Consider the following 2,008-nt stretch of genomic DNA (forward strand, 5'->3'; position numbering starts at 1 on the left):
GGCGAGCATGGGAGACCATGCGCGCCCGGCGCCCTCGTCTCTGCCCCCGGTGGCCCACCGCACAGGGCCGGCGGAATAGACCCAGGGGTGACCGGGTTGGGACGGCTGTACATGCAAACGCATCGACTGAGGAGCTGACGCCACCATGCAGTTCGGAATCTTCACGGTCAGTGACGTCACGACCGACCCGACGACCGGGCGCACGCCCGACGACACCGAGCGCGTGCGGTCGATCCTCACGATCGCGCAGCACGCCGACGAGGCCGGCCTCGACGTCTTCGCCACCGGCGAGCACCACAACCCGCCCTTCGTCGCCTCCTCGCCGACGACGCTGCTCGGCTACCTCGCCGGCACGACGAAGAACATCGTCCTGTCCACGGCGACGACGCTCATCACGACGAACGACCCGGTGAAGATCGCGGAGGACTACGCGATGCTCCAGGTCATCAGCAACGGCCGGATGGACCTCATGATGGGGCGCGGCAACACCGGCCCCGTCTACCCGTGGTTCGGCAAGGACATCCGCCAGGGCGTCAACCTCGCCATCGAGAACTACGCGCTGCTGCGTCGGCTGTGGGACGAGGAGGTCGTGGACTGGCAGGGCAAGTTCCGTACCCCGCTCCAGGGCTTCACCGCCACGCCCCGCCCGCTCGACGGCGTCGCGCCCTTCGTGTGGCACGGGTCCATCCGCACCCCCGAGATCGCCGAGCAGGCCGCGTACTACGGCGACGGCTTCCTCCACAACAACATCTTCTGGCCCATGGAGCACACGGCCCGGATGGTCGAGTACTACCGCCGGCGCTACGAGCACTACGGCCACGGCCGCGCCGACCAGGCGATCGTCGGCCTCGGCGGACAGTTCTTCGCACGGAGGAACTCCCAGGACGCGTGGAACGAGTTCCGCCCGTACTTCGACAAGGCCCCGGTCTACGGCCACGGGCCCACGATGGAGGACTTTACCCGCGAGACGCCGCTGACCGTGGGCTCCCCGCAGCAGGTCATCGACCGGTACGCCGCGATGCGCGACGTCGTGGGGGACTACCAGCGTCAGCTCTTCCTCATCGACCACGCCGGTCTGCCGCTCAAGACGGTCCTCGAGCAGATCGACATCCTCGCCGAGGAGATCGTCCCGGCGCTGCGCGCCGAGCTCGAGTCCAAGCGTCCCGCGCACGTGCCCTCCGACCCGCCGAGCCACGCCGAGCGCGTCGCCAAGGCGCGGGCCGCCGGCACGGCCCAGGACCAGCACGTGGCCGGGGAGGACCGCTGGACCGGTCGCACCGCCGAGGACGACGTCGCGCAGCCCGCGGGCCGCGGCGCAGCATTCGGGCTGTGAGAGGAGCAGACATGAGCACGCGCACCATCGCCGTCGTCTCGGCCGGTCTCGGCCGCCCGTCCGCCACCCGGCTGCTCGCCGACCGGCTGGCGCAGGCGACGACCGACGCGCTCGCCGAGCGAGGCGTCACCGCCGAGGTCGTCACCTACGAGCTGCGGAGCCTCGCCCACGAGATCACCGACGCCATGCTCACCGGCTTCCCCTCCGGGGAGCTGCGGACGGCGCTGGAGACGGTCGCCCGGGCCGCCGGCGTCATCGCCGTCACCCCGATCTTCACGACGAGCGCGTCCGGGCTGTTCAAGTCCTTCGTCGACGTCGTGGACAAGGACGCGCTGCGGGGGACGCCCGTGCTCATCGGCGCGACGGGCGGCACGCCCCGCCACTCCCTCGCCACCGAGTACGCGATCCGGCCGCTGTTCACCTACCTGCACGCCGACACCGTCACCACGGCGGTCTTCGCCGCCACCGACGACTGGGCGGGGGAGGCGGACGACGTCAACCCGCTGCCCGAGCGCATCCGCCGGGCCGGCGTCGAGCTGGCCGAGAAGGTGGTCGCGCGCCCTGAGCGGTCGGGGGCGGCCGACGGCTTCGACGCGACCCCCGACTTCGCCTCGCTCCTCGACCGGCTCTGACGGTCGCGCCGCGTGCCCCGGGTCCTGTGCCCGGGGCACGCGG

General features: G+C 71.7%; 2 protein-coding genes. Both read left to right on the plus strand.

The genetic code is table 11. The features are described from left to right. Positions 1–145: 145 nt before the first annotated feature. A complete protein-coding gene (locus FHE66_RS00470) occupies positions 146–1,333 on the plus strand; it encodes an LLM class flavin-dependent oxidoreductase (RefSeq protein WP_139071037.1) in 1,188 nt (395 codons plus the stop codon). Between the two features lie 11 nt (positions 1,334–1,344). Further along, positions 1,345–1,965 carry an FMN reductase gene (locus tag FHE66_RS00475; protein WP_139071038.1) on the plus strand — a complete coding sequence of 207 codons (621 nt, stop codon included), beginning with the start codon at positions 1,345–1,347 and terminating at the stop codon, positions 1,963–1,965. Positions 1,966–2,008: the final 43 nt, after the last annotated feature.

Source organism: Georgenia sp. 311 (assembly GCF_006151955.1).
Lineage (GTDB): Bacteria > Actinomycetota > Actinomycetes > Actinomycetales > Actinomycetaceae > Oceanitalea > Oceanitalea wutianyii.

Bases quoted from the DNA above. Each gene is read 5' to 3' on its own strand.
- FHE66_RS00470 (WP_139071037.1), top strand. From the start codon at position 146: ATGCAGTTCGGAATCTTCACGGTCAGTGACGTCACGACCGACCCGACG.
- FHE66_RS00475 (WP_139071038.1), top strand. From the start codon at position 1,345: ATGAGCACGCGCACCATCGCCGTCGTCTCGGCCGGTCTCGGCCGCCCG.